Genomic DNA, 1,110 nt, shown 5'->3' on the forward strand with positions numbered 1-1,110 from the left:
CCGGTGTCCACTGCCCGGGCAGCGTGACGCAGCAAGAGGTCCCGCCACCGCCACCGTAAGGCGGCAGGTTGGAACCGCGAATGTCGTTCACGTAGTACGCCTGCACCCCTTCGGCGGTGAAGTTGTAGCCCGTGATACCCACGGACATCTCCTTGGCCACGCGTGGTGCCGGCGGCTCGCAACCGGCCAGTGCCAAGCTCAAAGCCAATGCGCAGCACACGGTCAGCCAGCGGGCAATGGTGTTGATCGAATTCATGGTGCCTTGGGCAGGTGAATGACTGTGGCGCAAGGGAGCTTCTTGCCCTTGTAGTCGTCGGTATGCGGCGCAGCCTTGATGCGCTTCATCTGGTCCAGGCAACTGAATGCGCGGTCTGCGCTTTGCGCGGCGGGAAGGGGTTCGACGGCCATGGGGGATGTCTTTGTTTGTCGGTTGATTCGGCTGAAGTGGCAGGTGAAGCTATTCGGCGCCGGCGGGGTTCTTCGGGTACGCCATGCCGGAGGGATGTCTTTCGTGACCCAGCCCCAAGTTGCTCACCCACACCTTGATTTCGTCGTTGGGCAGGAAGAACACCTGCACATCTCCGCCCTCGCCGTAACGCTCGACCGGGACGGTTTTGCTCAGAGTGCGTTCGATCCAGCAACAGGTCATTTGCTCTTTCGTGGACAAATGTGCAATCTGTGCATATGGCACTTTCCAGTCGCCCATCGTCCAGTCCACCTTCACAGTCAGCCCCGGTGTCCACTGCCCGGGCAGCGTGACGCAGCAAGAGGTCCCGCCACCGCCACCGTAAGGCGGCAGGTTGGAACCGCGAATGTCGTTCACGTAGTACGCCTGCACCCCTTCGGCGGTGAAGTTGTAGCCCGTGATACCCACGGACATCTCCTTGGCCACGCGTGGTGCCGGCGGCTCGCAACCGGCCAGTGCCAAGCTCAAAGCCAATGCGCAGCACACGGTCAGCCAGCGGGCAATGGTGTTGATCGAATTCATGGTGCCTTGGGCAGGTGAATGACTGTGGCGCAAGGGAGCTTCTTGCCCTTGTAGTCGTCGGTATGCGGCGCAGCCTTGATGCGCTTCATCTGGTCCAGGCAACTGAATGCGCGGTCTGCGCT

The 1,110-nt window shown here is 61.4% G+C and carries 3 protein-coding genes; all 3 read right to left on the reverse strand.

From position 1 onward, the window contains the following. The coding region (locus tag QN397_RS26570; RefSeq protein ID WP_323502516.1) for a DUF3304 domain-containing protein at nt 1–256 on the reverse strand (256 nt) is incomplete at its 3' end. Further along, a complete protein-coding gene (locus tag QN397_RS26575) occupies nt 253–408 on the reverse strand; it encodes a hypothetical protein (RefSeq protein WP_323498110.1) in 156 nt (51 codons plus the stop codon). The genes QN397_RS26575 and QN397_RS26570, both read right to left, overlap by 4 nt. Before the next feature lie 49 nt (nt 409–457). Then, entirely contained in the window at nt 458–988 is a 531-nt protein-coding gene (locus QN397_RS26580) for a DUF3304 domain-containing protein (RefSeq protein WP_323498108.1), read from the reverse strand. Nucleotides 989–1,110 lie beyond the last annotated feature (122 nt).

The sequence above is a fragment of the Variovorax sp. RTB1 genome (genome assembly GCF_035018765.1).
Lineage (GTDB): Bacteria > Pseudomonadota > Gammaproteobacteria > Burkholderiales > Burkholderiaceae_C > Variovorax.

Coding starts and splice junctions, on each gene's coding strand:
- QN397_RS26575 (WP_323498110.1), bottom strand. CDS start 408: ATGGCCGTCGAACCCCTTCCCGCCGCGCAAAGCGCAGACCGCGCATTC.
- QN397_RS26580 (WP_323498108.1), bottom strand. CDS start 988: ATGAATTCGATCAACACCATTGCCCGCTGGCTGACCGTGTGCTGCGCA.